General features: G+C 52.1%; 25 protein-coding genes and 3 pseudogenes. 20 read left to right on the top strand and 8 right to left on the bottom strand.

The window, feature by feature from the left end; translation table 11 throughout:
- Positions 1–101 precede the first annotated feature (101 nt).
- The 6 genes and pseudogenes from DB847_RS02865 to DB847_RS02890 all read left to right on the top strand — a co-directional run bounded on the left by DB847_RS02865 (position 102) and on the right by DB847_RS02890 (position 7,289).
- Positions 102–809: a tRNA1(Val) (adenine(37)-N6)-methyltransferase gene (locus DB847_RS02865; protein ID WP_108649357.1), complete on the top strand. Its 708-nt coding sequence runs from the start codon at positions 102–104 to the stop codon at positions 807–809.
- A gap of 122 nt (positions 810–931) precedes the next feature.
- Positions 932–2,230, top strand: a complete 1,299-nt coding sequence (brnQ, locus tag DB847_RS02870; protein ID WP_234418578.1) for a branched-chain amino acid transport system II carrier protein — start codon at positions 932–934, stop codon at positions 2,228–2,230.
- A gap of 286 nt (positions 2,231–2,516) precedes the next feature.
- Complete coding sequence (brnQ, locus tag DB847_RS02875) at positions 2,517–3,818, top strand: branched-chain amino acid transport system II carrier protein (protein ID WP_234418579.1); 1,302 nt, start codon at positions 2,517–2,519, stop codon at positions 3,816–3,818.
- Positions 3,819–4,003: 185 nt separating this feature from the next.
- Positions 4,004–4,549 carry a transglycosylase SLT domain-containing protein gene (locus tag DB847_RS02880; RefSeq protein WP_108649360.1) on the top strand — a complete coding sequence of 182 codons (546 nt, stop codon included), beginning with the start codon at positions 4,004–4,006 and terminating at the stop codon, positions 4,547–4,549.
- Positions 4,550–4,672: 123 nt separating this feature from the next.
- Positions 4,673–5,973 (top strand): annotated as a pseudogene (gene brnQ / locus DB847_RS02885) (branched-chain amino acid transport system II carrier protein).
- Between the two features lie 248 nt (positions 5,974–6,221).
- Complete coding sequence (locus tag DB847_RS02890) at positions 6,222–7,289, top strand: SPOR domain-containing protein (protein ID WP_108649361.1); 1,068 nt, start codon at positions 6,222–6,224, stop codon at positions 7,287–7,289.
- A gap of 7 nt (positions 7,290–7,296) precedes the next feature.
- Here DB847_RS02890 and fldB read toward each other — a convergent pair whose 3' ends face one another.
- Positions 7,297–7,815 carry a flavodoxin FldB gene (gene fldB, locus DB847_RS02895; protein ID WP_108649362.1) on the bottom strand — a complete coding sequence of 173 codons (519 nt, stop codon included), beginning with the start codon at positions 7,813–7,815 and terminating at the stop codon, positions 7,297–7,299.
- A 356-nt stretch (positions 7,816–8,171) separates the two neighbouring features.
- Between fldB and DB847_RS02900 the strand changes: the two genes are divergently transcribed.
- From DB847_RS02900 to DB847_RS02940, 8 genes and pseudogenes are all read left to right on the top strand, one after another.
- Positions 8,172–8,639: a hypothetical protein gene (locus DB847_RS02900; protein ID WP_108649363.1), complete on the top strand. Its 468-nt coding sequence runs from the start codon at positions 8,172–8,174 to the stop codon at positions 8,637–8,639.
- A 146-nt stretch (positions 8,640–8,785) separates the two neighbouring features.
- A complete protein-coding gene (locus DB847_RS02905) occupies positions 8,786–10,180 on the top strand; it encodes a sodium:solute symporter family protein (RefSeq protein ID WP_108649364.1) in 1,395 nt (464 codons plus the stop codon).
- 105 nt (positions 10,181–10,285) lie between these two features.
- Positions 10,286–11,803, top strand: coding sequence for an alkaline phosphatase family protein (locus DB847_RS02910; protein WP_108649365.1), 1,518 nt, complete (start codon positions 10,286–10,288; stop codon positions 11,801–11,803).
- A 70-nt stretch (positions 11,804–11,873) separates the two neighbouring features.
- Complete coding sequence (locus DB847_RS02915; RefSeq protein ID WP_159084353.1) at positions 11,874–13,283, top strand: 4Fe-4S binding protein; 1,410 nt, start codon at positions 11,874–11,876, stop codon at positions 13,281–13,283.
- A 22-nt stretch (positions 13,284–13,305) separates the two neighbouring features.
- Entirely contained in the window at positions 13,306–13,800 is a 495-nt protein-coding gene (locus DB847_RS02920) for an iron transporter (RefSeq protein WP_108649367.1), read from the top strand.
- A 92-nt stretch (positions 13,801–13,892) separates the two neighbouring features.
- Positions 13,893–14,317, top strand: a pseudogene (locus DB847_RS25315) (iron transporter).
- Positions 14,304–14,723: an alkaline phosphatase family protein gene (locus DB847_RS25320; RefSeq protein ID WP_108649370.1), complete on the top strand. Its 420-nt coding sequence runs from the start codon at positions 14,304–14,306 to the stop codon at positions 14,721–14,723. Before DB847_RS25315 ends, DB847_RS25320 begins: the two are co-directional and overlap by 14 nt.
- A pseudogene (locus DB847_RS02940) lies at positions 14,645–15,772 on the top strand (phospholipase C); the annotation flags it as partial. The gene DB847_RS25320 and the pseudogene DB847_RS02940, both read left to right, overlap by 79 nt.
- 14 nt (positions 15,773–15,786) lie before the next feature.
- Here DB847_RS02940 and DB847_RS24680 read toward each other — a convergent pair.
- The 4 genes from DB847_RS24680 to DB847_RS02955 form a co-directional block, all read right to left on the bottom strand.
- A complete protein-coding gene (locus DB847_RS24680) occupies positions 15,787–16,182 on the bottom strand; it encodes a DMT family transporter (protein WP_234418497.1) in 396 nt (131 codons plus the stop codon).
- Entirely contained in the window at positions 16,170–16,607 is a 438-nt protein-coding gene (locus tag DB847_RS24685) for a hypothetical protein (protein ID WP_199911695.1), read from the bottom strand. Before DB847_RS24685 ends, DB847_RS24680 begins: the two co-directional genes overlap by 13 nt.
- Positions 16,608–16,660: 53 nt before the next feature.
- Entirely contained in the window at positions 16,661–17,128 is a 468-nt protein-coding gene (locus DB847_RS02950; RefSeq protein WP_108649372.1) for a GNAT family N-acetyltransferase, read from the bottom strand.
- A gap of 193 nt (positions 17,129–17,321) precedes the next feature.
- Positions 17,322–17,516: a hypothetical protein gene (locus DB847_RS02955; protein ID WP_108649373.1), complete on the bottom strand. Its 195-nt coding sequence runs from the start codon at positions 17,514–17,516 to the stop codon at positions 17,322–17,324.
- Positions 17,517–17,802: 286 nt separating this feature from the next.
- Between DB847_RS02955 and DB847_RS02960 the strand changes: the two genes are divergently transcribed.
- From DB847_RS02960 to DB847_RS02975, 5 genes are all read left to right on the top strand, one after another.
- The gene (locus DB847_RS02960; protein ID WP_108649374.1) at positions 17,803–18,213 is read left to right on the top strand and encodes a GNAT family N-acetyltransferase; all 411 of its coding nucleotides are present in this window, start codon (positions 17,803–17,805) and stop codon (positions 18,211–18,213) included.
- 85 nt (positions 18,214–18,298) lie between these two features.
- Positions 18,299–18,982 (top strand): helix-turn-helix transcriptional regulator, encoded by a 684-nt coding sequence (locus DB847_RS02965; protein WP_108649375.1) that lies wholly within the window; start codon positions 18,299–18,301, stop codon positions 18,980–18,982.
- Positions 18,979–20,271: a cytosine permease gene (locus DB847_RS02970; protein ID WP_108649376.1), complete on the top strand. Its 1,293-nt coding sequence runs from the start codon at positions 18,979–18,981 to the stop codon at positions 20,269–20,271. The genes DB847_RS02965 and DB847_RS02970 overlap by 4 nt, the downstream gene beginning before the upstream one ends.
- 152 nt (positions 20,272–20,423) lie before the next feature.
- The gene (locus DB847_RS25885; protein ID WP_267897734.1) at positions 20,424–20,558 is read left to right on the top strand and encodes a hypothetical protein; all 135 of its coding nucleotides are present in this window, start codon (positions 20,424–20,426) and stop codon (positions 20,556–20,558) included.
- Complete coding sequence (locus DB847_RS02975; RefSeq protein WP_159084354.1) at positions 20,545–20,817, top strand: late competence development ComFB family protein; 273 nt, start codon at positions 20,545–20,547, stop codon at positions 20,815–20,817. The genes DB847_RS25885 and DB847_RS02975 overlap by 14 nt, the downstream gene beginning before the upstream one ends.
- A gap of 181 nt (positions 20,818–20,998) precedes the next feature.
- On the opposite strand, the gene DB847_RS24690 is transcribed toward DB847_RS02975, so the two are convergent.
- Genes DB847_RS24690 through DB847_RS02985 form a run of 3 tightly spaced genes read right to left on the bottom strand, consistent with a single transcriptional unit; the run spans position 20,999 to position 22,703 of the window.
- A complete protein-coding gene (locus tag DB847_RS24690; RefSeq protein WP_199911696.1) occupies positions 20,999–21,148 on the bottom strand; it encodes a cyclic nucleotide-binding domain-containing protein in 150 nt (49 codons plus the stop codon).
- A gap of 47 nt (positions 21,149–21,195) precedes the next feature.
- Entirely contained in the window at positions 21,196–21,561 is a 366-nt protein-coding gene (locus tag DB847_RS02980) for a Crp/Fnr family transcriptional regulator (RefSeq protein WP_199911697.1), read from the bottom strand.
- Positions 21,561–22,703, bottom strand: coding sequence for a ribosomal protein uL16 3-hydroxylase (locus tag DB847_RS02985; RefSeq protein ID WP_108649378.1), 1,143 nt, complete (start codon positions 22,701–22,703; stop codon positions 21,561–21,563). Before DB847_RS02985 ends, DB847_RS02980 begins: the two co-directional genes overlap by 1 nt.
- Positions 22,704–22,895: 192 nt before the next feature.
- Here DB847_RS02985 and xerD point away from each other — a divergent pair, with 192 nt between their 5' ends.
- Positions 22,896–23,783, top strand: coding sequence for a site-specific tyrosine recombinase XerD (gene xerD / locus DB847_RS02990; RefSeq protein ID WP_108649379.1), 888 nt, complete (start codon positions 22,896–22,898; stop codon positions 23,781–23,783).
- The last annotated feature ends 87 nt before the right edge of the window (positions 23,784–23,870 follow it).

Below are 23,870 nucleotides of genomic sequence, written 5' to 3' on the forward strand. Positions count from 1 at the left end.
CAGTACAAAATTAGTTGATTGATGGCTCATTATAGAGAGATCTCGCTGCAAACTGTACAACTTAAAGGTTTTGCATAAAATGAAGGATTTTTGAGGTTGCCATGAAGCGAAGCGGCTTTAGCTTTAAGCGTTTTCATCTGGAACATGATCGCTGTGGTATGAAGATCGGGACCGATGGTATTTTGCTGGGAAGCTGGGCTCCCTTAGCCAGGGTGTCTCGGGCTCTGGATATAGGGACTGGCTGTGGGCTGATCGCTCTGATGCTGGCTCAGCGCAGTCCGGACTCCTGCCTGATAGAGGGAGTAGAGCTGGATGTGGATGCTGCAAGCCAGGCCGCAGAGAATGTTTGCCGCTCCCCCTGGGGCTCAAGGGTTCAGATCCATCATCAGTCGATTCAAAAGTTCAGCGCAGTCCCCTTTGACCTCATCGTCTCGAATCCGCCCTACTACCCCTATCAGCACAGGATGGATAATCATGCCCGTCGCCATGCCCGGCAAACGGTGACCCTGGGAGAAGATGAGTTGTGCCTGGCTGCACAGCGACTGCTTGCGCCCGAGGGAAAGCTTGCTCTCATCATTCCTGCGGAATGTGAAAAAAATTGGTTTGAAGCAGCAGAGGCGAATAATCTTCATATTATTGAGCGTTGTGAAGTAATTACTCGCGAGGGTAAATTACCCACCCGAATTTTATTATTATTAGCTCGTCAATCTCAGCCTTTGATAATAAAAAAAATATTGGTACACCAGGCCGATGGTCTCTATAGTGAGCAGTTCATCGCTTTAACCCGCGATTTTTACCTAAAGATGTAATTCGTGTGAATTCGGCTGGCTAATAAAAAAATTAATAGCAGCCTCAGACAGGCACAAGTAATTTGTGAGGATGTACTGTGAGCCAAAAACTAAAACTATTTGATATTTTCGGACTGGGATTTATGACCTTTGCGTTTTTCCTGGGGGCCGGAAATATTATTTTCCCACCTAAGGCTGGTTTTATGGCGGGTGGGCAGATGACTCCTGCCATGTTTGGTTTTTTGATCACGGGTGTTGGCCTGCCGCTACTGGGGATCCTTGCGGTTGCCTTTGCCGGTGGTGGCTTACCGGTGATGACCCGGCTGCTTCCGGCCCGGATCGCTCTGATGTTTGGGGTTGCCCTGAACCTGATTATCGGTCCGCTGTTTGGTACACCCCGCACCGGGTTGGTTGCCTATGAGATCGGGGTTCGACCTTTTCTGAGTCACCCGGGTGCCTTGGCCCTGCTTATTTTTACCGTCGGCTTTTTTGGGATCTCCATGCTGCTGGCCCTGACTCAGGGTAAGCTGCTGGATGCGGTCGGTAAGGTGTTGACTCCGGTGCTGATCCTGCTGCTGCTGGTGTTGGCCTGTGCGGTGATTATTGCGCCTCAGGGGACGACACCACCGGCTACGGGGGATTATATCAGTCATCCATTTTTTACCGGGTTCCTGCAGGGGTATAACACCATGGATACCCTGGCCTCACTGATGTTTGGCATGTTGATTATCGATGTACTCAAGCAGCGCGGGATCAAGGATGGACTCAAGCTGTTTAAGTACCTCGCCTGTGCCGGAATCATCTCGGCCTGTGGTTTGATCTTTGTCTATGTCTCTTTGTTTTATCTCGGGGCGACCAGTGGCGGATTGCTGGCCCATGCCAATAATGGTGCGGATATTATCTCTGCCTATGTCGTTTCCCTGTTTGGTCAACCGGGATTGATGATCCTGGCTGGGATTATCATGCTGGCCTGTTTGACCACCTCGGTGGGTCTTATTTCGGCGATCTCTGACTTTTTGCATCAACAGCTTAAACTCTTTAGCTATCGCAAGTGGGTTTTGCTATTGGGGGTAAGCTGCATGGTGGTGGCTAATGTTGGCCTGACCCAGCTGATCAAGCTCTCTTTCCCTGTGTTGGTGTTCTGCTACCCGGTGGCGATAGCTCTGGTGTTTTTGACCTTTGTACGACCTAAGCTGGTGCGTCCGGCCATGACCTATAAGATTGTCCTGTCCGTAACCGCACTGTTTAGCCTGTGCGATGGGCTCAGAACCATTCATGGTGAGTTTGCGCTCGCCCCCCAGTGGTTGGCACTTAAATTTTTTGATGCGCTACCATTGGCCGGGCAGGGGCTTGCCTGGGTGCTACCAGCAGCCATCTCTTTACTGGCGTGCACGCTGTTGATCCGAACTCCTGCTCCGGTTGGTGCTTGCTCAGCCACTTAAGTGACTGCCTGGCTCCCTGGCATTTTGCCGGGGCTAGTATGAAATGGGTCATGATTCATTATTTCTGATGATGATTCGATTACCTCAATTAGGAGAGGCCAGAAGCGTATTGACTTGTGGCCTCTCCTTCCCTAAGTTCGTCTGTCCAGATCTTGAGTCATCTCAGTGATAGCTCTCAGATGAATCTCAAATAAACCGTTTAATAGAAAATAAATACGCCCGAGGGTGATAGGGGATATTCGTGAGTCAGAAACTGAAACTACAGGATATTTTAGGCCTGGGGTTTATGACCTTTGCTTTTTTCCTGGGAGCGGGGAATATTATTTTCCCACCTAAGGCCGGATATATGGCCGGGGAGCATATGTCTCTGGCGATGCTGGGCTTTTTGATAACTGGCGTTGGCCTGCCTCTGCTTGGGATAGTGGCCGTCGCTTTTGCCCGGGGCGGCTTACCTGTGATGACACGGCTGCTTCCTTCCGGGGTTGCGCTGCTGTTTGGGGTGGTGATTAATGTCACCCTGGGGGCGGCTCTGGTGTGTCCGCGAGCCGGACTTGTAGCTTACGAGATGGGGATTCACCCCTTCTTTCCCGGTGCCGGACATGGCAGTTTGCTGCTGTTTTCTGTACTGTTTTTTGGTCTTTCAACGGTGCTGGCTCTGACCCAGGGGCGATTGCTGGATGCGATTGGCAAGGTGTTGACTCCTTTGCTTATTATCCTGTTGCTGGTGCTGGCATTTGCCGTATTTATTGCCCCCCAGGGAGGAACCCCGGCAGCGGTGGGTGATTATGTTGCTTATCCCTTTAGCACCGGCTTTTTGCAGGGCTATAACACCATGGATATCTTTGCATCCCTGATGTTTGGAATGCTGATCATCGATGTGTTGAAGGCGCGTGGTGTCCAGGATGGCCCCTCTTTGTTTAAATACCTGGCTTATGCAGGGATCATCTCTGCTATGGGGCTGGTGTTTGTTTATCTGTCGCTGTTTTATCTTGGTGCCACCAGCCTCGGGGTTGCACCAGCGACCGCCAATGGCGGTAACATTATTGCGGCCTATGTGATGTCACTGTTTGGTCAGCCGGGTCTGATAATACTGGCCGCGATCGTATTACTTGCCTGTCTGACCACGGCGATCGGTCTTATCTCGGCTAGCTCAGATTTTTTACATCAGCAGCTTGGGCTGATGAGTTATCGCAAGTGGGTCCTGTTAAGCGGGGTCTGCTGTATCCTGGTGAGTAATGTCGGCTTGAGTGAGCTGATTAAGCTTTCCTCTCCCCTGCTGGTGTTCTGTTATCCGCTGGTGATCACCCTGGTGCTACTGACTTTTGTCCGTCCCAAGCTGGCTCGCCCTGAGTTTACCTATAAAATCGTGCTGGGAGTGGGGGCTCTGTTTAGCTTGTGTGACGGGCTGCGCTCGATTCACAGTGAATTCCCGGGTTCACCCTCCTGGTTTGCCCTTAAGTTCTTTGATGCCGTGCCTCTGGCCGAGCAGGGGTTAGCCTGGGTCTTGCCTACGGCCGTCACTCTGCTGCTGTGCATGCTCACCCTACGCTTTGTGCAAAGTAAAACAGCCTGCGCTGTCAGTGGTTAAGGTTTCACCCTTCTCTCTCTGGGTGTCGGGCTCTGTCCCGGCATCCATGATTGCCAAGCCCGATAGTCACCTATAGTCGTACCCAGCCCGCCAATTCAGAGTTTACCGATTTAACGCTTTGTGCCCCCATGGAGCCGGGATAGTTTCAAACTCTGCATGGTTTAATCCTGGATACAAGAGTCGAAATGAAGTGCTTTGTCCTCTGTTTGGGAGCCCTGCTCCTGCTCGCCGGTTGTAGCTCAGCCCCTCCACCACCACGTCATATCGACAACCTGTGTTCTATATTTCATCAACATCCAGACTGGTATCGGGATGCTTACCGGGCTCAACGCAAATGGGGAGTCCCACTGCAGATCACTATGGCGATCATGTACCAGGAGAGTCGCTTTCGGGGGGATGCCAGTAACTCCCGAAGCTCTGCATATGGCTATTCACAAGCCCTGGATGGGATCTGGGATGAGTATCGGGATGCAACAGGAAGCTTCGGGGCTGAGCGGGATAACTTTGCAGACTCCATTGATTTCATGAGCTGGTATATCCATCACAGTCATAAGAAAAATGGTGTGTCCGTCTGGAATAGTTATGGTCAGTACCTGAACTATTATTATGGCTGGTATGGCTATCGTAAACATGCCGGCCATTACCAGAGCCAGGTCAAACAGATAGCTTTAGGAGTGAAGCGCAGGGCATCCCTCTATGGAGGGCAGTTGCGCCACTGTCGGGGCTTATAGAGAAACCAGGATCCATAAGCCGCCTTTTTGGCCCACACTAAGGGAAGATGCATTAGCTCCGAGTGGTATGGGGGCGTTATGAGTCAGAAACTGAAACTCTTTGATCTGCTGGGTCTTGGATTCATGACCTTTGCGTTTTTCCTTGGTGCGGGGAATATTATTTTTCCTCCCCTTGCGGGCTCCCTGGCCGGTGAGCACATGATGCCCGCCATGCTGGGCTTTTTAGCAACTGCCGTTGGCTTACCTTTGATCACGATTCTGGCCGTTGCCAAGGCGCGTGGTGGCATGCTGGTGATGACGCGGCATCTTCCCGGTCAAATCGCCCTGCTGGTGACGGCGCTGGTGTATATCATCATAGGGCCGGCGTTTGCGACTCCGCGCACCGGTCTGGTGGCCTATGAGATCGGTATTCGACCCTTCCTCGGGGATGTGGGGCAGGGGGCTTTGACTCTCTTTACCATACTGTTTTTTGTTATCGCGATGTCGCTGGCGTTTAACCAGGGAAAGCTACTGGATGCTGTGGGCAAGGTGCTCACCCCGCTGCTGATTCTGCTACTTATTGTGCTGGCGGTGGCGGTACTTGTGGCTCCTCAGGGGGGAATACCAACACCCGAGGGGGCTACGTGGAGCGCCCCTTCAGTACCGGATTTCTGGAGGGGTACAATACCATGGATACCTTCGCTTCCCTGATGTTCGGCATGCTGATCATCGATCTTCTCAAAGAGCGGGGGATTAGCGATCGCATGCAACTCTTTAAATACCTGGCTCTTTCAGGACTGATCGCCGCCTGTGGCCTGGCATTTGTGTATGTGGCTCTTTTCTACCTTGGCGGGACCAGCGAGGGAGTGATCGCCAATGCCAATAACGGTGGACAGATCATCTCGGCCTATGTGGTGGCCCTGTTTGGTCAGCCCGGCCTATGGATCCTGGCAGCGATTGTGGTGCTTGCCTGCCTGACTACTGCGGTGGGGCTACTTTCTGCCTGCTCAGATTTTTTCCATAGCCTGTTTCCAAAAATTGCCTATCGTCACTGGGTGTTGTTGTTCGGGGTACTGAGTGCTCTGGTGGCGAATATCGGGCTCAGCGAACTGATCAAGCTTTCCTTCCCGGTTCTGGTGCTCTGTTACCCACTGGCTATCTCTTTGGTGATGTTGACCTTCCTCGAGGGCTGGTTTGGCTGTCCGAAGCGAACATTTCGTCTGGTACTGCTGGTGACCCTGGTATTTGGCGCCATTGATGGAGTTCGAACCATCCCCAAGGTGTTTGAGGGGGCCCCCCAATGGATGCTGATGCAGGGGTTAGAGTACCTGCCACTCTTTGATGCCGGGCTTGCCTGGTTGCTCCCCACAGCTCTTGCCATCATATTGTCGCTACTCTTTATGCGAAGGCCCCATGACGCCCCTCCTGGTGACCAGGAGGGCTAGGCTATTGTCATTGATGAATTGAGTGGTTAACCAGGATCCAGGTTTGAGCGGATCTATAGAGGGTATCACTGGTAACCTGCCGGTTTCGAGCTAGCTTTAAAGCAAAGACCACTCTTTGGGAATCTTGTTGTATCTGGTGTAGATGCTAATATGCGCTGCATTTCGCGGGGGAAGGATTCCATGATTCGTATAAGAACCGAGATCATAGCGTTGTCCCCAAAGGCAGGAATTTGTTGTCAGGGGAGAACATGAGAGCTTTGTTTCGGTTTTTTGAGGGTGACTCTTTGGCTCGTTTGGGGATTGCTGCCCTGTTACTTCTGGGAGTGGCTGGCTGTAGCTCTGTTTCTTCTTCTCCGGATAAGCCTGCTTATAAGCCGGATCCTATCGCCGAAAAGGCTCTGATTAAGGCCCATAATTATCCGGGACTCATTGAGTATTATACCAGGCGGCTCAGAGCCGGGGAGGATCCGCAGACGCGAATCAAAATGGCGACAACCTATATGGATATCGGCTCCTATGATTCGGCACTCTACTACCTTAAGCCATTAGAGCAGCAATATACAGCCATCTACTATCCTGAGGTCATGCTGCGTCAGGGGGAAGCATTGATGTTAATGGGGGAGTATGATCGTGCCTTTAAGCTTCTCATCAGGGCGGCGATCTATCCTAAGCAGGCACCGGAGGCCTATAATCTTCTCGGATTGACCCAGGCTAATCTCAAAAACTATCAGCAAGCCCGCCTCATGTTTGAGAAAGCGCGAGAGCTGCACTTTGATGAGTTTAAGGTGATCAATAATCTGGCATTTCTGGATATCCTGGAGGGTAGAAGCCATGATGCTGTCTCCCGGCTCTATCCCTTATACCGTCATGATTTAGCCAATCAGAATACTCTGTCTAATCTGGTGATGGCCCTGATTTTGGATCATCGCTCACAGGAGGCAAAATTACTCCTGGGGAGGAGCTATTCAAGATTACATTTCCTGGCAATGGAGCAGGCTCTACTGCACTCCAGAGTTGCCTGCTGCGGCCCCGAGGACAAAGTGCGCCCAACTCAAGAGCCAGGAAAGACGTTGGAGCGAGGTTGGATTATTCAGCTTGGAATATTTCGTAGTGCTGGCCATATCAAGCACTTGGTGGAGCGCTTGAAACAGCAAGGATATGAGGCCCACATCGTCAGCTATAAAAGCTCGAAAAGTCTTAAACTGGTGTATGTCGGCCCTGTTTCCGGAAAAAACGAGGCTAGGCAACTACAGGCTCGATTAGAGAAGCTGACCGGACTCAGGGCTCAGCTCGTATTTCTCAGAGGCGGCTCCTGATCTCAGGTTATGCCTCTTTTGCTTGCTGCTGGAGCTGCTTCAGCCACTGCTCCAGGCGCTCATCGGTGAGATCATACTGGGTTGCCTCATCCAGAGCCAGGCCCACAAATTGACTCTTATCTTCGGTGAGTGCCTTGGAGGCTTCAAACTGATACTGCTCATCATTGGGCCAGTAACCGATAAAGCGACAGCCTGTTTTTTGCAGCCGCTGGTGAAGCATGCCCATCGCATCCTGAAACCACTCATCATAGCCCGCCTGATCACCCAACCCGAAAAGGGCAACGGTATGACCGGAGAGATCCAGGCTATCCAGAGCTTCCAGCTGATCTTCCCAGTCCGGCTGGTATTCACCAAAGTCCCAGGTGGAGATCCCGAGGATCAACAGAGGGTAATCCAGCATTCGCTGGACATCAGTGTCCTTGATGTTGTGGATATGAACCTGGTCGGCTCCCAGTTGATCGCGGATCTTTTCTGCCACTATCTCGGTATAGCAGGTACTGGAGCCGTAAAACAGACCAATTTGCATGATAAATCGCTCAGCTTAAGGAGAGGTTAGGGGCGATGCTATGCCCTGGTCTTACAGAATGCAAGCCGCAGACCTCTTATATCTTGGGGCATAATTAGCTCTTCCCGGCAGCATAGAGTCAGGGAAGCCTGTCTTTGAGAAGCTAAGGTGCGTACATACGCAAGAGCTGACAGATCTTCTATCTCTGATAAGTGGGTGGTCAAATATACAGTGAGCCAACAGGTGTGAGCCTTTTAACCACAGTTCTGGTAGTTCATGTTCTTTCTGAAAGACCATTACCAAATACTTGTCCATAATCCCAACAGCCTCAAGCAGGCCAATCGATCAGGATGATCGTTAAGTAACAGGAGCAGGATATGGATATCGAACAACATCAGTTAAGTAAGTGGCGCCGCAACTGCGTCAGGATCCCCTTGATGATCCTGATCATCATTGGCTGTATCTGTTGGGGGCTCTACTTTTCACCCTCTTCAAAGAACCTTGCTCATCAACAAGCGGCAACGGTACTTCACGATGGCCTGGCCTGCCGTGGAAAGGGGATGCTGGAGAGGCTGGATTCACTGGATTATGTGATTGACCATGGGTATGGCTACTACTTCACCGGTAGTCCGCGAGGCTCTCGCTGGGGTGATTGGCAGCTGAAGTTACTCCACTATTACCAAGACAAGCAATCTAAGCTTGTTCATTCCGGCTCCTGTATCCCACTGCACCGGGGGCAAATCGTTGAGCTTGATTACCTATCTGCCGCTCAGCCTTACGCGCAAATTATGCTTAATAACCATCAGTCCCGGCTGTGGGTGGACAAAGAGCTGGTGACCGGATAAGCACGGTGGAGCCTCTGGGTTTGAGGCAACTTTGACTCAAATCTGAGTGCCCGGACGAGGTTGCAGCCAATGAGCACCAGGGCTCAGATGGAAAAATACTTTGATTTACCGTATGTTAGCCTCTTTGTCTGATTCAGGATGAGATCATGGGAATCGCGGATTGGAGCGCCATGTTGGGGGTGCTTGTTTTAGTCGCCTTGATCAACTGGCGGGGGCAGCGTAGCAAGCAGGATTCGGTGGGTGACTATCTGTTTGCCGGTCGTAACACCGGAGTGTTTGCCCTGATGGCGACCCTGGTGATGACGGAGCTCAATACCTCGACCATGGTCGGCTTTGCAACTCTGGGTTATCTGGATGGCTACCGGGCGATCAGTCTGGCCTCGGTATTCCTGTTTGGCCTGCTGTTTTACAGCCTGGTGGTGGCACGGCGCTGGAAGCGTTATGACGGGTTTTCAGTCAGTGGCTATTTCAGCGACCGCTATCATCCCATGCTGGGACAGCTGGCGGCATTGGTGCTCTTTGTGGCCATGGCTGGATTTTCTGCCAACTACATCAAGTCCCTGGCTCTGCTGATGCAACCGCTGTTTCCATCTGTAAGCCTCCCGCTTGTCAGTGCCCTGTTTTCGATTCTGGTGCTAGCCCTGGTTCTTCGGGGAGGGCTGCGGGCGATTATCGGCTTTGATCGGTTGAGCTTTCTGCTGGTGCTGCTGTTTGTGCCTGCTCTTTACTATTTTTCCCGCCAGCTGGGAGGGGGAGCGGAGTTGCCACCGATACAGTTTGGTCATCTGAGCTCACAGTTTGTCTGGTCGCTGGTGATTATCACCTGTATGACCTATATCCTGGCTCCCTGGTATGGTCAAAAGATCTTTGCTGCACACAGGGAGAGAACCGCATTGTGGGCAATGTTGATTTGCTCTGTGTTTGTTTTTTTGCTGTATGCAGGGATCATTGCCGCAGCCGCTGAGGTGAGACGACAAGGCGTTGTATTGGCCGATCCCCAGCAGGTGATCCCCTATCTTGTTGCCAATGGTTTGCCGCCTTACATACGCGGTGCCAGTTATGCTCTACTATTTTGTATTGCCGCAACGACCCTGGCCGGAGTCTGGAGTGCCATGGTCTCTATCATTTTAGGGCCCGGGGTACTCGGGACACACCGGCAGCAGGGTTCATCCAGTACCGGGATGTTGTGGACCCTGGGCTGTGCACTGCTCAGCTGGCTGGGGGCGACCTTTTTTGTGGATCATATTCTCGACAAGATGATTTTGATGAATATCCCGATTTCGGCCCTGGCTTTCTCCCTGCTAGCCGGCTTTTACTGGAAGAGGGTTTCAACGCCATCGGCATTGGTCAGTATCCTGGTCGGTTTAATCGGGGGTTTTTACTGCTACTTTGCTTACAGTGAAGCAACCTACAGTTGGTATTGGGCCGTGTATGCGATTCCGGCAAGTTTCATTGCCGGGGCTGTGTGGACCTGGCTATCCGGCTATTTTGGGGGATCCTCTGTACAACAAGAGGTCAGTTGTCGGCTGGAGGGAAAATAGACTCATACGCTGTCATTAAAACGTCATAATCAGGCTCTATGCTAGCTCGGACTGAACGGCGGCTGAACCAGCCGCCTTTGGATTTGCCGACAGCTAGGATCTTTTATGACACGGACTTTTAAGCCTGCTCTGCTGAGCGTTTCTCTTGCCTTTTCTCTTTGTGCTGTAGTAAGCCCTTATGTTGCCGCCCATCCCGTTGCTGAAAAGCAAAGCTGGAGCAAGGCTTCACACACTTCAACCCCAATTAAGCATCTGGTGGTTATTTTTGATGAGAACATCTCTTTTGATCGCTATTTTGCCACCTATCCCCATGCGACAAATCCCAAAGGGGAGCCTGTATTTATTGCCAGGGCCGGAACGCCTCCGGTCAATGGCCTGACCCATCAACTGCTAATCAACAACCCCAACCGGGTGAATCCGTTTCTGCTGACACGCAACAAAGAGCCATGCGATCAGAACCATGGCTATGAGGCTGAGCAGGATGCCTACAACGGCGGGCTGGTCAATCAATTCCTGAGCGCGACCGGAAATACCAGTTCCAAGGCTTGCCAGAGAGAGGTGATGGGCTATTACGATGGCAACACGGTGACGGCGCTGTGGAACTATGCGCAGCATTTTGCGATGAATGACAACTCCTACGGTACCATCTTTGGTCCCTCAACCCCCGGAGCGCTCAACCTGATTGCAGGGCAAACAGGCCCGGCGTTGCCAAAAGATACCCCGGATGTGGAGAGCGGCAACCTGGTGGGGGATATTGATCCGCGCTTTGATGATTGTTCCTATAACGATGTCGAGAAAGCCAAGGGGGCAGAGCTTGCAACCTCAGTGACCGATGGCCTGGTGTATATCAAGGGCAAAAATATTGGCAACCTGCTCAATCAAAAAGGGGTGACCTGGGGCTGGTTTGAGGGTGGTTTTGACCCCAGTAGTTATACGGCGGCGGGAGTTGCGCGCTGTGATACCAGCAGCCATAACCGGTTTGGTGGGGCTGCCAAAGATTATATCCCGCACCACGAGCCCTTCCAGTATTACCTGTCTACCTCGAACCCTCACCATCTTCCACCCAGCAGTATTGCCATGGTAGGCAAGACCGACAGGGCTAATCATCAGTACAGCCTGAAAACCTTCTGGAAGGCGGCCGACAGTGGCAACCTGCCTGCGGTGAGCTTCCTTAAGGCTAAGGCGGTGGAGGATGCCCACGCCGGCTACTCGAATCCGCTGGATGAGCAAAGCTTCCTGGTGCGTACCATCAACCGTCTGCAGCAGCTACCCAGCTGGAAAAATACCGCGGTGATCATCGCTTATGATGACTCCGATGGTGACTATGATCATGTGATGCCACCGAAAAACCACTTCGCTAACCATCAGGGTCGCAGCGGCTATGGGCCCCGCCTCCCTCTGCTGGTGATCTCTCCCTACGCCAGGCAAAACTATGTGGATCACACCCTGACCGATCAGAGCTCAGTGCTGCGTTTTATCGAAGATAACTGGCAACTGGGACGTTTGGGGAAAGGTTCCATGGATGCGCATTCAGGCCTGCTCACCCATATGTTTGACTTCAAAACCGATAAGCCGGCTCCCAAGCTAATGCTGGATCTGAAAACCGGTGAAGTGATCTCCTGACTGAGAGTGGGGGCTGCCTGTGAGCAGCCTCCCTCTTCTTTTGTGTATTCATTTAATGGACTTTATCTCGATGTGGGTTAACTCTGTTCAACTTCGAGCTCAGCTCGGGCTACAGAACTGCTTGCTGAGGCTCAGGCCAGCGATTCCCTACCTGCAGGGGATGATGCTGTTAGCTCTTGTAGGATTACTACTGATCCCGCTATTCGGTCAGGCTCCCATCTACCAGTGGCAGACGCCCTGGAACAATGGTCAGCTTTTTAGTGAGTGGGTCTTGTGGGGAGTCTGGTATCCGGGAACCCTGCTCTCGGTATTGCTGGTGGGTCGGTTTTGGTGTGGCATTCTGTGTCCCCTGGGAGCCCTCAGTGAGTGGGTAAGCCGGGTTGGCGCTCAGTTCAGGCTACCGGGCTGGCTCAGGCATCCGATCGCACCGGCACTGAGCTTTATGCTGGTGACTCTGTGGGCACAGACCCTGGATGTTCGCGATGATCTCAGATCGGCACTGCTGCTGTTTGGGGTGGTGTTTGCCCTGGCGGTTGGCTGTGGCCTGCTGTTTGGTAGCAGCACAGCGGTGGGGCGGCGGGCCTGGTGCCGTCATCTGTGCCCGATAGGCTCAGTGTTGGGGGTCTTCTCGAGGTTGGGGGTGATGAGCCTGGAGCTGCTGCGTCCCTCGACAACTGCGGAGGGGTATCGGGAGCAGGGGATTTGTCCTACCAGCATAGAGCTTCGAACTAAGCAGAGCTCCCGGCATTGCATCAAGTGTGCTCGCTGCATCAAGCCTCAATCCCGGGGAGGGTTAGAGGTGACACTGCGTCGCCCCGGCACTGAGATCAAGGGGATTGAACGGCATGCCCCCTGTGGTGCAGAGCTGGCTTTTATCTGGTTTGCACCAGGCCTTGCGATCGCGGGTTTTATCTGGAGTGTCACCCCTCTTTATATTCAGCTGCGTCAGGGGCTTGGCCAGTGGGGAATGAGTCAGCACTGGTATGGACTGTTTGCCCGGGGGCCCTCCTGGTTGATGAACCAGAATGCCAGCATCGACCAACACTATCTGTGGTTGGATTTTTTCAGCATTACCTTGTTTATGTTAGGGGCGGCTCTGGTGTTGGCTCTGCTTCTCGGTGCCTGCTCCCTGCTGGGAGCCTGGGCCATGGGGCGAATGGAACAGTTGCCACTTTCAAAGAGGTTGACCCTGGTCGGTTATCAGTTTGCCCCCCTTGCCATGCTGTGTATTTTGCTGGGCCTTGGAAGCACTCTGTTTAGCTCCCTGAAATCGGCTTTCGGACCCTGGCTGATCTATCTGGAGCTTGGACTCTTGCTGATGGCTCTGCTGTTTAACCTGTGGATCTCCGCGCGCTGGCTGCTCCTTAAAAAATTGAATCACTGGCGCCTGGGGCTAAGCTTTACGGCGATCCTGATCGGCTGCCTGGTGATTAGCCTGGTGACGTTGTGGAGCATCTTCCCCGCTTATCAGCCAGGATAAGCCGAATCGGAGTAATGAGAAAATGAATAGATTTATCCGGGCAGGCATTCTTTGTAGCCTGCTCTTTTGCGGAGTCGCCTCATCGGCTTCCCTGGAACTTGGAAGCAAGGATTCATTCGGCATGCACCTTGTGAATGGCGTCGAGAGCGAAGGGGGGACGTTTGTGCTTTGGAGCCGCCTCAACGCCAACGCGATGAACCCCAATGGATTTATCACCAATGACTTTATTCCCTATTGTGTTATTGGCTATAAGCTGCAAAAGCTTGGCAGTGACTGGCATACCTCGGGCAGGGCGGTGATGCGCCTGACCCAAACCGGGCCTGAGTATGGGATGCAGGTTGGACTGGATGGCCCCGGAGTATACCGCTGGAGTATCCATTATCTTCCACCCAGTGCCGGTGGCTTCTATCGACACACGGATCATGCCACCGGCGTTGAGCCCTGGTGGCCTGCCTTTAAGCTTGATTACCGATTCACTGTGACCCGACAGGGACAGCTGGAGGGCACACACTCATGAAACTATGGGGAATATTTTTTGGTTGCATCTGTATGGTTTCTCATGTCTTTGGGATGAATGTGGTATTTGGCCCGGATGTGGGGATCCATGGGATGAAGGTGGGGGCAAGTTATATTCAGGGAGTCACCATGTCGCCGATGATGAAGGGCATGCCTCACAACGCAGATATCCATCTTGAGACCGATGTGCATGCCTTGCCCGGAAATCCACAGGGATTTTCGGCCACTGCCTGGATCCCCGGGCTGAAGATCCACTTTGTTCTGAGTAAGCCCGGAACCAACTGGCATAAGGAGGGGATTATCTTCCTATGGTGGCCCAGGGAGGCCCTCATTATGGGCTGAATATCAGGCTCGATGGTCCCGGCCATTACCTGCTGACCAATGACTACTATCCGCCCACGGCGAATGGCTTTTTTTCACTAAAGCAATCCGGGCTGGGCGTCTACCCCTGGTGGAAGCCTTTTAGCCGTCACTATGCATTTGATTTTTTCGGGGCAGGTAAACATGGCGGCTATTAAAAAGTTACTTCCGCTGTTTGCTGCCTTGATGCTGGCAGGTTCGGCGCACTCACAGCTAAGACCGCAGACGCCGGTCAAACACCTGGTGATCCTGATGCTGCAGGATCAAAGCTTTGATCGCTATTTTGGCCATTATCCGCTGGCGAAAAATCTGCCCGGTGAAAACCCATTTCAGGCTCTGCCCGGAACTCCAAAGGTGGATGGTTTCACCTCGGTATTACTCAAGCATAATCCGAACTTGTCGAATCCGTACCGGATGGCTCCGGGGAGCCGACCTGTGATCTCGGGTATGGTGTCTATGCACAAAAGCGCTCTTACAACCATGGGCGTAACAACATGTTTATCTGGAAGGATTTTGATACCAGCAGTGGCATCAATGATGATGGCTGTTTTCCCCAGTCGGTGATGGGCTACTACGATGGTAACACGGTGACGGCGCTGTGGAATTATGCTCAGCACTATGCGATGGCGGATCACCTGTTTGCCACGGATTACTCAAGTTCTGCGGGAGGGTTGATTGATCTCATCGCCGGGACGACTCAGGGGGTCAGACCCAGGGTGCTTCCCGGGGTGAGCTTTAAGGATCTATTACTGGAAAATAATCCGCCGCAGTTTGATGATGCCAGCCGGGGGAAATTTAAGGTCTGGGTTGATCGCACCAATATCGGTCAGCTTCTCAGCAAGCATGACGTGAGCTGGGGATTTTTTGCCGGAGGTTTTACACCCTCAGGCTATAGCCAGTCAGGAACGGCGCTTTTTGATAAGCGCAGCCTGAATAGTCAGGGGTCTTTGGTGGGTGACTATGAGCCAACCAGTGATCCCTTCCAATATTTTAAAGGGACGGCTAACCCCCACCATTTAGCCCCGGATTCGCTGGACAGGATAGGACTGAGCGGCCGGGCGAATCACCAATACGATCTGAGATTACTGTGGAAAGCATTAGCGGCGGGTAAGCTCCCGGCGGTCAGCTTTGTTTCCCCCGTTGTTGGGCAAAACGGCCATGTGGGGCGCTCATCTCCCCGGGACGAGCAAAAGTTTATCGTCGCAACAGTCAATCGGCTGATGCGCTCTTCAGTCTGGCCCTCGACAGCAATTATGCTGGTGTGGAGCAACTCTAATGGCTGGTATGATCACGTGACGCCGCCCAAGGCGCCCAAGGGGATGGACGGGACTGGCTATGGTCCCCGCTTACCCTTTGTGGTGATATCTCCCTGGGCGCGATCAAACTTTGTAGAGCACAGCATGCTGGATCAGAGCTCAGTGCTACGCTTTATCGAGTATAACTGGGGCTTAAGTTACCTGGGAAAGCAGACTCCCGACCGTTATGCCCATAGCCTCAGAGGGATGTTTGATTTCCACTCCCAACGAGTACAAAAGCCGTTACTCCTTGATCCTAATACCGGGCTGGTCAGAACAACGACTAAAGGCAGGGATCTGGCCCAACAGAAAACTTAGTCGTCACCGAATGATTACTCTTTGATGAACGCAGGGGCTGGCGGGATCTCTTTGGCTGTCCCTGTGTTTTTTTTCCTGATAAGCATCGGGCCTATGATGAGCGCGATTCCCGCCAGGGTCCACCAGTCCGGTATCTCATGGAAACCTATGATGCCGGCGAGGGTGACAAACACCAGCCCGGAATACTCGGCCAGGGCGATTTGGCTGGCGTGAGCCCGCTTGTAAGCGGCAATGGCGCACCCCTGGTAGCCTAAGTTAAACAGGGTGCTGGCCAGTACCCAGCCCACTCCGGACCAGCTCAAAGGCTGCCAGTCCCTGATGGCGAGTAGTGCAGCAAAGGGAACCGAGAGCAGCACAGTCCACAGCAGGGTGGTGATGAGTGGCTCATCAGAGGGGATTAACCTGACCAACAGATTATAAAGGGCCAGCGAGATGGCGCAGCCAAGGGCGGCAAGGGCCACAAAATTGATCGCCACCGGGCGCAGCACCACCAGCACACCGGCAAAGCCGATGCAGGTGGCGATGATCTTAAGTAGTCCGGGACGCTCTTTGAGAAAGAGAATCGCCAGGGGAGCATCAGCAACGGGGCCGCGTAAAAGATCGCATTCGCTGTCGCCAGGGGCAGCCCATGGATGGCGATCACCGCACAACCGCTACCGGTGAGAACCAGCAGGGCGCGCAGCATGGTGACACCGGGGCGGCGGATGGTCCTTTTTTCCCGGGGAAGCTTTAGCCAGAATGGAGCCAGCAGGAGCAGGCTCAGCAGCTGGCGGATCACAACATACTGGTAGGTGCCGACCGAACCCGCCATCAGCTTGATAGCGACATCAGACATGGCAACCGACAGATTTCCCAGGACTAACAGCAGCAGCCCCAGCGTCAGGGGGTTCAGGCCGGACATGGTTCGCTGGCTGGCCGTTTCATCTGAATGTGGGGGATCCCATCCTCCAGGTACCCCTCAGAGCTCACCTCAAATCCATGCTGGGTATAAAAGCTCTCCAGGTATTGCTGAGCTGAGATGGTGATCCCCTGTTCGGGCCACAGGCGGCGACACTCGGCAAGAGCCTGATTTAGCAGGCGGTGACCGATACCATTACCCCGGGCCTTGGGATGAGTCACCACCCGGCTGATGCAGGGCTGATCGAAGGTAACCCTTGCGGGGAGGAGACGGATATAAGCGATCAGCTTTCCATGCTGATACCCCAGCAGGTGATAGACCCCTGCCACCCTGTCTTTATCATCCAGATCCGGGTAGACACAGTCTTGCTCAACCACAAAAACATCGCTTCTGAGCTTGAGTAGATCGTAGAGCTGAGTGGTGGTCAACTGATCAAAGGAGAGGGTAAACCATTGCATGAAAGAGTCTCGATTTGATGAAGAGGTCACCTGACTCTACCCATTCCCCCTTGGGATAGCGTTAACAAAGGTTAATTTATCTAACTTTTGTTAGTTGATTTTCGGCTGGTGAAGCATGGCTGGGTTACCTGCAGGGATTTGGGGGCACAAGGGGACTCTATCATTTTTGCTTACCTCGAATTGAGGTGTGGGGTTAGAGAAGATCCCCCGGGCTATTTTTGAGTTGTGAGTGGGGTTGCCTATGAGTGTGTACTCTTGCCCTGGACATTGGGTGGTTCCAAAGCGATTGCTCCAGCTGTTCCAGAGCTGCCCGTTTGCGCTTAACAAAGTCTGAATACTCCTGCACGCTAACCTCTATATTTCCAAGTAATCCAGTCTTGGGATCCATAGCTCTTTCCTTATAGGATGAAATGGTCACGGTGTTCTCGGAGCAGACCTCGCAGCGGGTGGTGGAAGTCATAAGCTTGTTGTTATTTAGCAAGCGGTGCCGGAAGTATTGCGCTTTGATACTTTCTGGCATCCACATAGTAGCTATAACCAAGCATTAATAGCTCAAACCTAGGTATTTAAAAGGAGAACGCCCCTGTTGAACAGGGTAGCTCATACCCTGTTCAACAGGGGCCTGACCTGATATAATGCGCCGCCTATTTTTTGACCGGTCAAAGGGGTGTTCGATGGAGTTTTCAGTAAGTTCAACGGCGAATGAGTCGGAAAAAAAAGAGATTGTCGACAGTCTGTGGGAGTATAACTCTCAATTTGAACCGGTAGAAATAATCCCCCTTCGAGTCACCCTTCGAGATGAAAAAGGAGTCTTGCTAGGTGGTTTAGTTGCGGAAACCTGGTGGGGAGGCTTGGATATTCAGTACTTATGGGTTAACCCTGAATATCACAAACAGGGATTGGGTACCAAGTTGATGAGAATGGCGGAAGAGGAAGCCAGGAAAAGAGGTTGCCACATGGCATACGTTGATACCCTGAGTTTTCAAGCCATTGGTTTCTACCAGAAGCTCGGCTACTCAGAGTTTGGCACATCTAAAGATTTTGCCCATAAATATAGCCGCCATTATTTGCAGCGGAGCCTTTAATCAAGGCTGGTATGTGTAGCTATTTCGACAGAGGTTAACTTAAGTGGGTTTGAAATAGCTCATAACCACAAGGGAAAGTGGTTTAATGGATCCAGATAAAACAAAAATTTTTGAAAGTGCAATATCGCTTCTTGAGTATCTAGATATCCCTTATGGAATCAAGGATAGCGAGTCCAGGCATGTCTTTATGAATGAGGCGGCAAAGTCATACACAAACACGCCCTCTAATTTTTCACTGGAGGGAAAACTAGACTCTGAGTTCCCGGTGGAGTGGAGCGAGCTTGCCGATGAGCTTATCGAGCATGATAGAGCCACCGAGAAATCTATGGGCTCGGTTTCTGTGATTGAGACACATTACTGGAACAATTCGCCAACACTCATACCCTATTTGAGTGAAAAAACTCCAATTCTGGATAAGAGCAGAAATTGTATCGGTACAATCTGGAGTGCCAAGCGAGTAAAGCTCATCACATCAAATATTGATCTGTGTACCAAGACCCCGTCAGTATTGACGACAACTCCTGCGACATCTTTGTTTACCAACAGTGAACTGGATGTTATTTACCATGTGATGCAGAACAGAACGAGCAAGGAAATAGCGAAATTACTGGATAAATCAACACGAACCATTCAAAACAAAATTAATGATATGTATCAAAAAGCCGGAATTAATAACTTGATTCAATTTAAAGAGTTTTGCATTAATCTCGGCCTTGATAGTTTTATTCCCGAGTCCAGCCTAAAGAAAGGTATTAGATTTTTATTATGAGCAGTTTCAGTGATTACCCCACAGATAAAGTGCCACAAAACAAGCGATTATCATTTCTCAGCGTGGCTCTTGTCCATGCTGGTATGGTGACTGCGCTTGATCAGTTCATGATTGGTGCCGTCCTCGGCCACTCGATGACGATTGCGGATGCCTGGCTTGCAATCGCGATTGCAAGCGTTATTTTTGCCATCATCACCATAGCCATGGGATATGCCGGGATGAAAACGGGTCTGAACAGTGGACTTCTGGCACGCCAGTATGGCTTTGGACGTGCTGGCTCTGTGATCATATCTCTGGTCATCGCTGTCTCACTTATTGGCTGGTTCGGGGTGCAGACATCCGTGTTTGCTAAAGGGCTGGATTATGCTCTCGGGCATTACCTTGGTTTCAAGTTGTCTGCTGCACTATCGGGCACGCTTTTGACCATTCTTGTTGCTTTTGGTTTTAGAGCACTTCGACTCGCGGCGAGGATTGCGGTACCGCTTTTCATCATAGTTGTGGTGACTGTGTCAACTATCATCCTCACCGGACAGGATACTGCGGCTCTGTTTCACTCAGCTCCCAAGGGAGAAGTGATTAGCATCTCATCTGCGATAACATTGATTACAGGTGGTTATATAGTGGCAACTTTAATTACCCCTGATATCACCCGTTTTTCAAAAAATGGACGGCACGTTTTTTGGCAGGTCATGGTAACGATTATCGCAGGAGAGTTTATCGTTAATGGGTTGGCTATTACCCTTGCCCGTGCGCTGGGTTCATCTGATGTGGTAACCATCATGTCTCAAGCGGCTGGTGGAATTGGCTTACTGGTTGTGATCTCTTCGACTTTGAGAGTAAACGATATCAATATTTACTGCTCATCTCTTAATATCGCAAATGCGATTGAGGTCTTTACCGGTAAAAAGGCCCGCTATGTCCCGATTGCTTTGTGTGTTGGCTTTGTAGGAACGGCATTGTCTGTTGCAGGAATTTTGGATCGCTTTATTGATTTCCTTGAGCTGCTTGGGGTTGTTTTTCCGCCAGCAATTGGAGTGATTCTTGTTAATTACTTCATCATTAATAAGTGCCAGGAGGATGAGTCTAAAATTACCGGGCATACAGAGAGCACATGGCTGATTGCAGCTGTATGCTGTGTTATTTCAAGTCTGATTGGCTACTACATTCAGTGGGGTGTTCCGGCCTTAAACGCCCTTATCTCTGCAGGGGTGTTTTATTTCATCGGCTGCAAGTTGTATCGAACCATCATGCCGCAAAGCCCGCAACTTAAAGAGCAGGCAACTGAGTGACAGATGATTAATCTATGATGGGACTCCCAGGCATAGGTTGAGAGCATCCTTTACGGCTTAAGCATCCCCCGAGTCAGCGAATGACTCGGGGGATTTTTATTGGGAGTAAATATTGTTTCTGTTTTCTATTCAGTCGCTTGCGGGCGTTTGAGGTGAGAGTCGCTACAGGGGAGAGCCATACAGGATGGGGAGTAGTTGTCGTGGATGTGATGAATGAACGTATCGGTGAAGCTACACTTGTAGAGGTGACACTCGGTGAGGATGAGATCTGTTATGGGGTTGGATGAAGATATTCACAACTTGTACGAGTCGCTGGTGATCCAGCAGATGGATAGAATGGGTCTAAATGAGACTTACAATGAGATGATTATTGCGGATCTTTGTTGTTTAACCCTGAATAAGCTCCCGACTAAATATATCCGAAGCCGTGTCGATGCGCTCTCACATCTCACCGAGCGCGACTCCTATGAAATTGAAAGTTTAGTCCGTTCCGCCCTCCTGAGTAGCCTCGATTTCATCAAGAAGGATCCAAGGGTGGCCAGGTAAATGTACTTTTGCCCGGCTTGAGTATGTTTGGATTAATCGGGGGCATCACTTCAACCTGAGTCACAGAACTTCTGATTTTGCTAAGCTGACCTTCTGCACCAGAGGCGCCGCTGCACCGCAACAGGGCCTAATATATATCAATTTGGTTAAGCAGGTCCCTTCACCCGCGGGATAACAAGGCTCAGGATTTCAGGCGCTTTTTGATCCGGCTCAGACTGATGGGAGTGATCCCAAGATAAGAGGCGATCTGATAGTTACTCAGCTTGGTAGCCAGCTTAGGAAACTGCTGAATAAACAGGCAGTAACGCTGCTCCGGGTTATTCAGCAGCATGAAGCGCTCCTTGCGCTCCTTGTAACCAAGTTGGGTCTCCAGCAGTTTCACATAGGCTGGGCTAAGTTCGTGGCGCCACTGCTGCAGGCAGCTCCACGGCAGAGCCTGTAGCCGAGCCGGGCCGAGAGTTTCCAGCTGATAGGGGAGGGGCGATCATCCAGCAGAGATTCGAAGCCGATGATAAACTCTGGCTCCCAATAGAACTCCTTACTGAACTGTTTTCCCTCCGCCGTGAGATAACAGGCCTGGCAGGTGCCCTGCTCCAGGAAAAAGAAGTGGCAGGGAGTTGTTCCCTGCGGTTGGATAATCTCTGAGCTGCCGATGGTTATTGGCTGAGCCAGCCTGGTTAGCCTGGAGCTTTCTTCGCGGCTGACTCCCAGGGATTGTAGGTAGTCGGATAACACACTGGGCATCAGGATTTCTCCTGTGCCTCATACCAGTATCCCTGGTTGACCAGGGCAGTGATGATAGTGATGAGCTCACAGAGCATACCGTGTTCACCTAACAGATCCATATCAAACTGCTCATGATCACACAGGGCGAACGCAGCCTCTGCACAAAGCTTGGGAAGTTGAAAGCGCTCTCCCTGGATGTAGAGCTGGCAGGGGTCCTCTGCCAGATAGAAGGCCCTGAGTCCGCCAAGGCGCTCAAAGCGTACCCCCTGATGCAGTGCCAGGGCCAGCTCCTGATCGCTCCAGTTTGGCTCGGCGGGAGCCAGATCCAGCTCATGGCGGGACTGACTGATAAACTCGCCAAACCATTGCTTGATGAGCTCGGGTTGCTCCGTCAGCTCCCGAAGTTGCTGCTGGATCTGGGTTACATCATCTGTGGCTATCGCGCCCGTTGCCCGGGTGAGCTGGCGCTGCGGATCCTGATAGCGTGTCCCGCCCAGCTCGTGGCGCAGGGCAAAATCGGCAAAGCCGCTCAGGAGTTCACGCTGGTTGGGGGCGCGAAAGCCGATGGAGTAGTTCAGAGATGGCTCCAGTGCATAGCCCTCATGAGGAAATCCCGGGGGAATGTACAGGATATCGCCGGGCTCAAGCTCCACATCCAGGATCGCATCAAAGGCTTCAACCTGCAGCAGATCCGGGTGGGGGCAGTGCTCCCTGAGTGCTTTTCTTTCACCGACACGCCAGTGGCGCTTGCCGCTACCCTGGACAATAAATACATCGTACTGGTCTGTATGGGGACCAACACCGCCGAAGGGGGCGGAGAAGCTGACCATCAGATCGTCGAGTCGCCAGCTTGGCAGGGCCCGGAAAGGTTGCATCAGCCTGGCGGCCTGGGGATGCCAGTGATCGACGGCCTGAACCAGCAAAGACCAATGCTGCTCTCCCAGCTCATCGTAATCTTCGAAGGGGCCATGCTGTACCTGCCATTGCTCATTGGCATTACTCACCAGGCGTGACTCTATTTCAGGTTCCATGGCCAGCCCGGCCAGCTCGTCAGCGCTGAGTGGATCCTGAAAGTCAGCAAATCCCTGGCGGATCACCGCAGGCTTCTTTTGCCAGTGCTCGTGGATGAATGTTTCAAAGCAAAAATTAAATTGGTACATGTGATGACGTATCGCTAAAGAGAGTGGGCAGAGAGTATCATGAGTGAGCCTTAGATTCAGAATGGTGAGTGGATATTCATCATAATGAATTGAAAAACGTCAGCCGGCTTTGCATCACTGGCCAGCACCGGATGGCTGGTTTAGCATAAGAGCCAAGATACAGAATCGGTTGTGGCCGACCAAGGAAAAGGTGTGGGATCAGAGTTAGTTGAGCAGTTTCTTGAGGCCGGTTGGCTGGAGAAGGGGTTAGCCCCCAACACCATTAGTTCATATCGTCAGGATCTGGAGCAGTTTATCCAGTGGCTTGAAGAGCAGGGGGAGTCGGTGTTAAGTGTTGAGCCCCTCACTCTGCAGGGATTTCTGGCCCTGCGGGTTGACCAGGGATATAAGGCAAGCTCCAGCGCCCGGCTTTTGAGTGCCTTGAGGCGTTTTTACCAATACCTGCTGCGTGAGCAGCTGCGCGGAGATGATCCGACCTGCCTGTTGGCAAGTCCGAAGCAGGCCCGCCTGCTCCCCTCAACCCTCAGTGAGCGGCAGGTGGAAGATTTGTTGAATGCACCGGACTGTGAGGATGCGGTGCAGCTCAGGGACAAGGCGATGCTTGAGCTCCTGTATGCCACTGGGCTCAGGGTCAGCGAACTGGTGTCACTGAACATGGATAACGTCAACCTGCGTCAGGGAATGGTTCGGGTTATTGGTAAGGGGGGCAAGGAGCGGTTGGTGCCCATGGGAGAGGAGGCCTTGTATTGGCTGGAGCAGTTTGTGGGCTCCGGGCGAACTCTGCTGCTGGGGGCGAATAGCTCAGATGTACTGTTTCCCTCCAAGCGGGGCAAGGAGATGACGCGCCAGACCTTCTGGTACAGGGTTAAGCATTATGCTAGCGTGGCTGGAATTGACAGCGAACTCTCACCTCATACTCTGCGCCATGCGTTTGCCACTCACCTGATTAACCATGGGGCGGATCTTCGGGTGGTACAGCTGCTGCTGGGACACAGCGATCTCTCGACAACCCAGATCTATACCCATGTCGCGACAGAGCGCCTTAAGGAGCTGCATCAGCAGCATCATCCAAGAGGCTAGAGCGTTTTCCGGATAAACCGGTTCATCTCATGAAAGCAGCTTTGACTTTGAGCGCTGACTCGCAAGTCACATCCATGTTGCTCTACT

The organism is Dongshaea marina (assembly GCF_003072645.1).
GTDB lineage: Bacteria > Pseudomonadota > Gammaproteobacteria > Enterobacterales > Aeromonadaceae > Dongshaea > Dongshaea marina.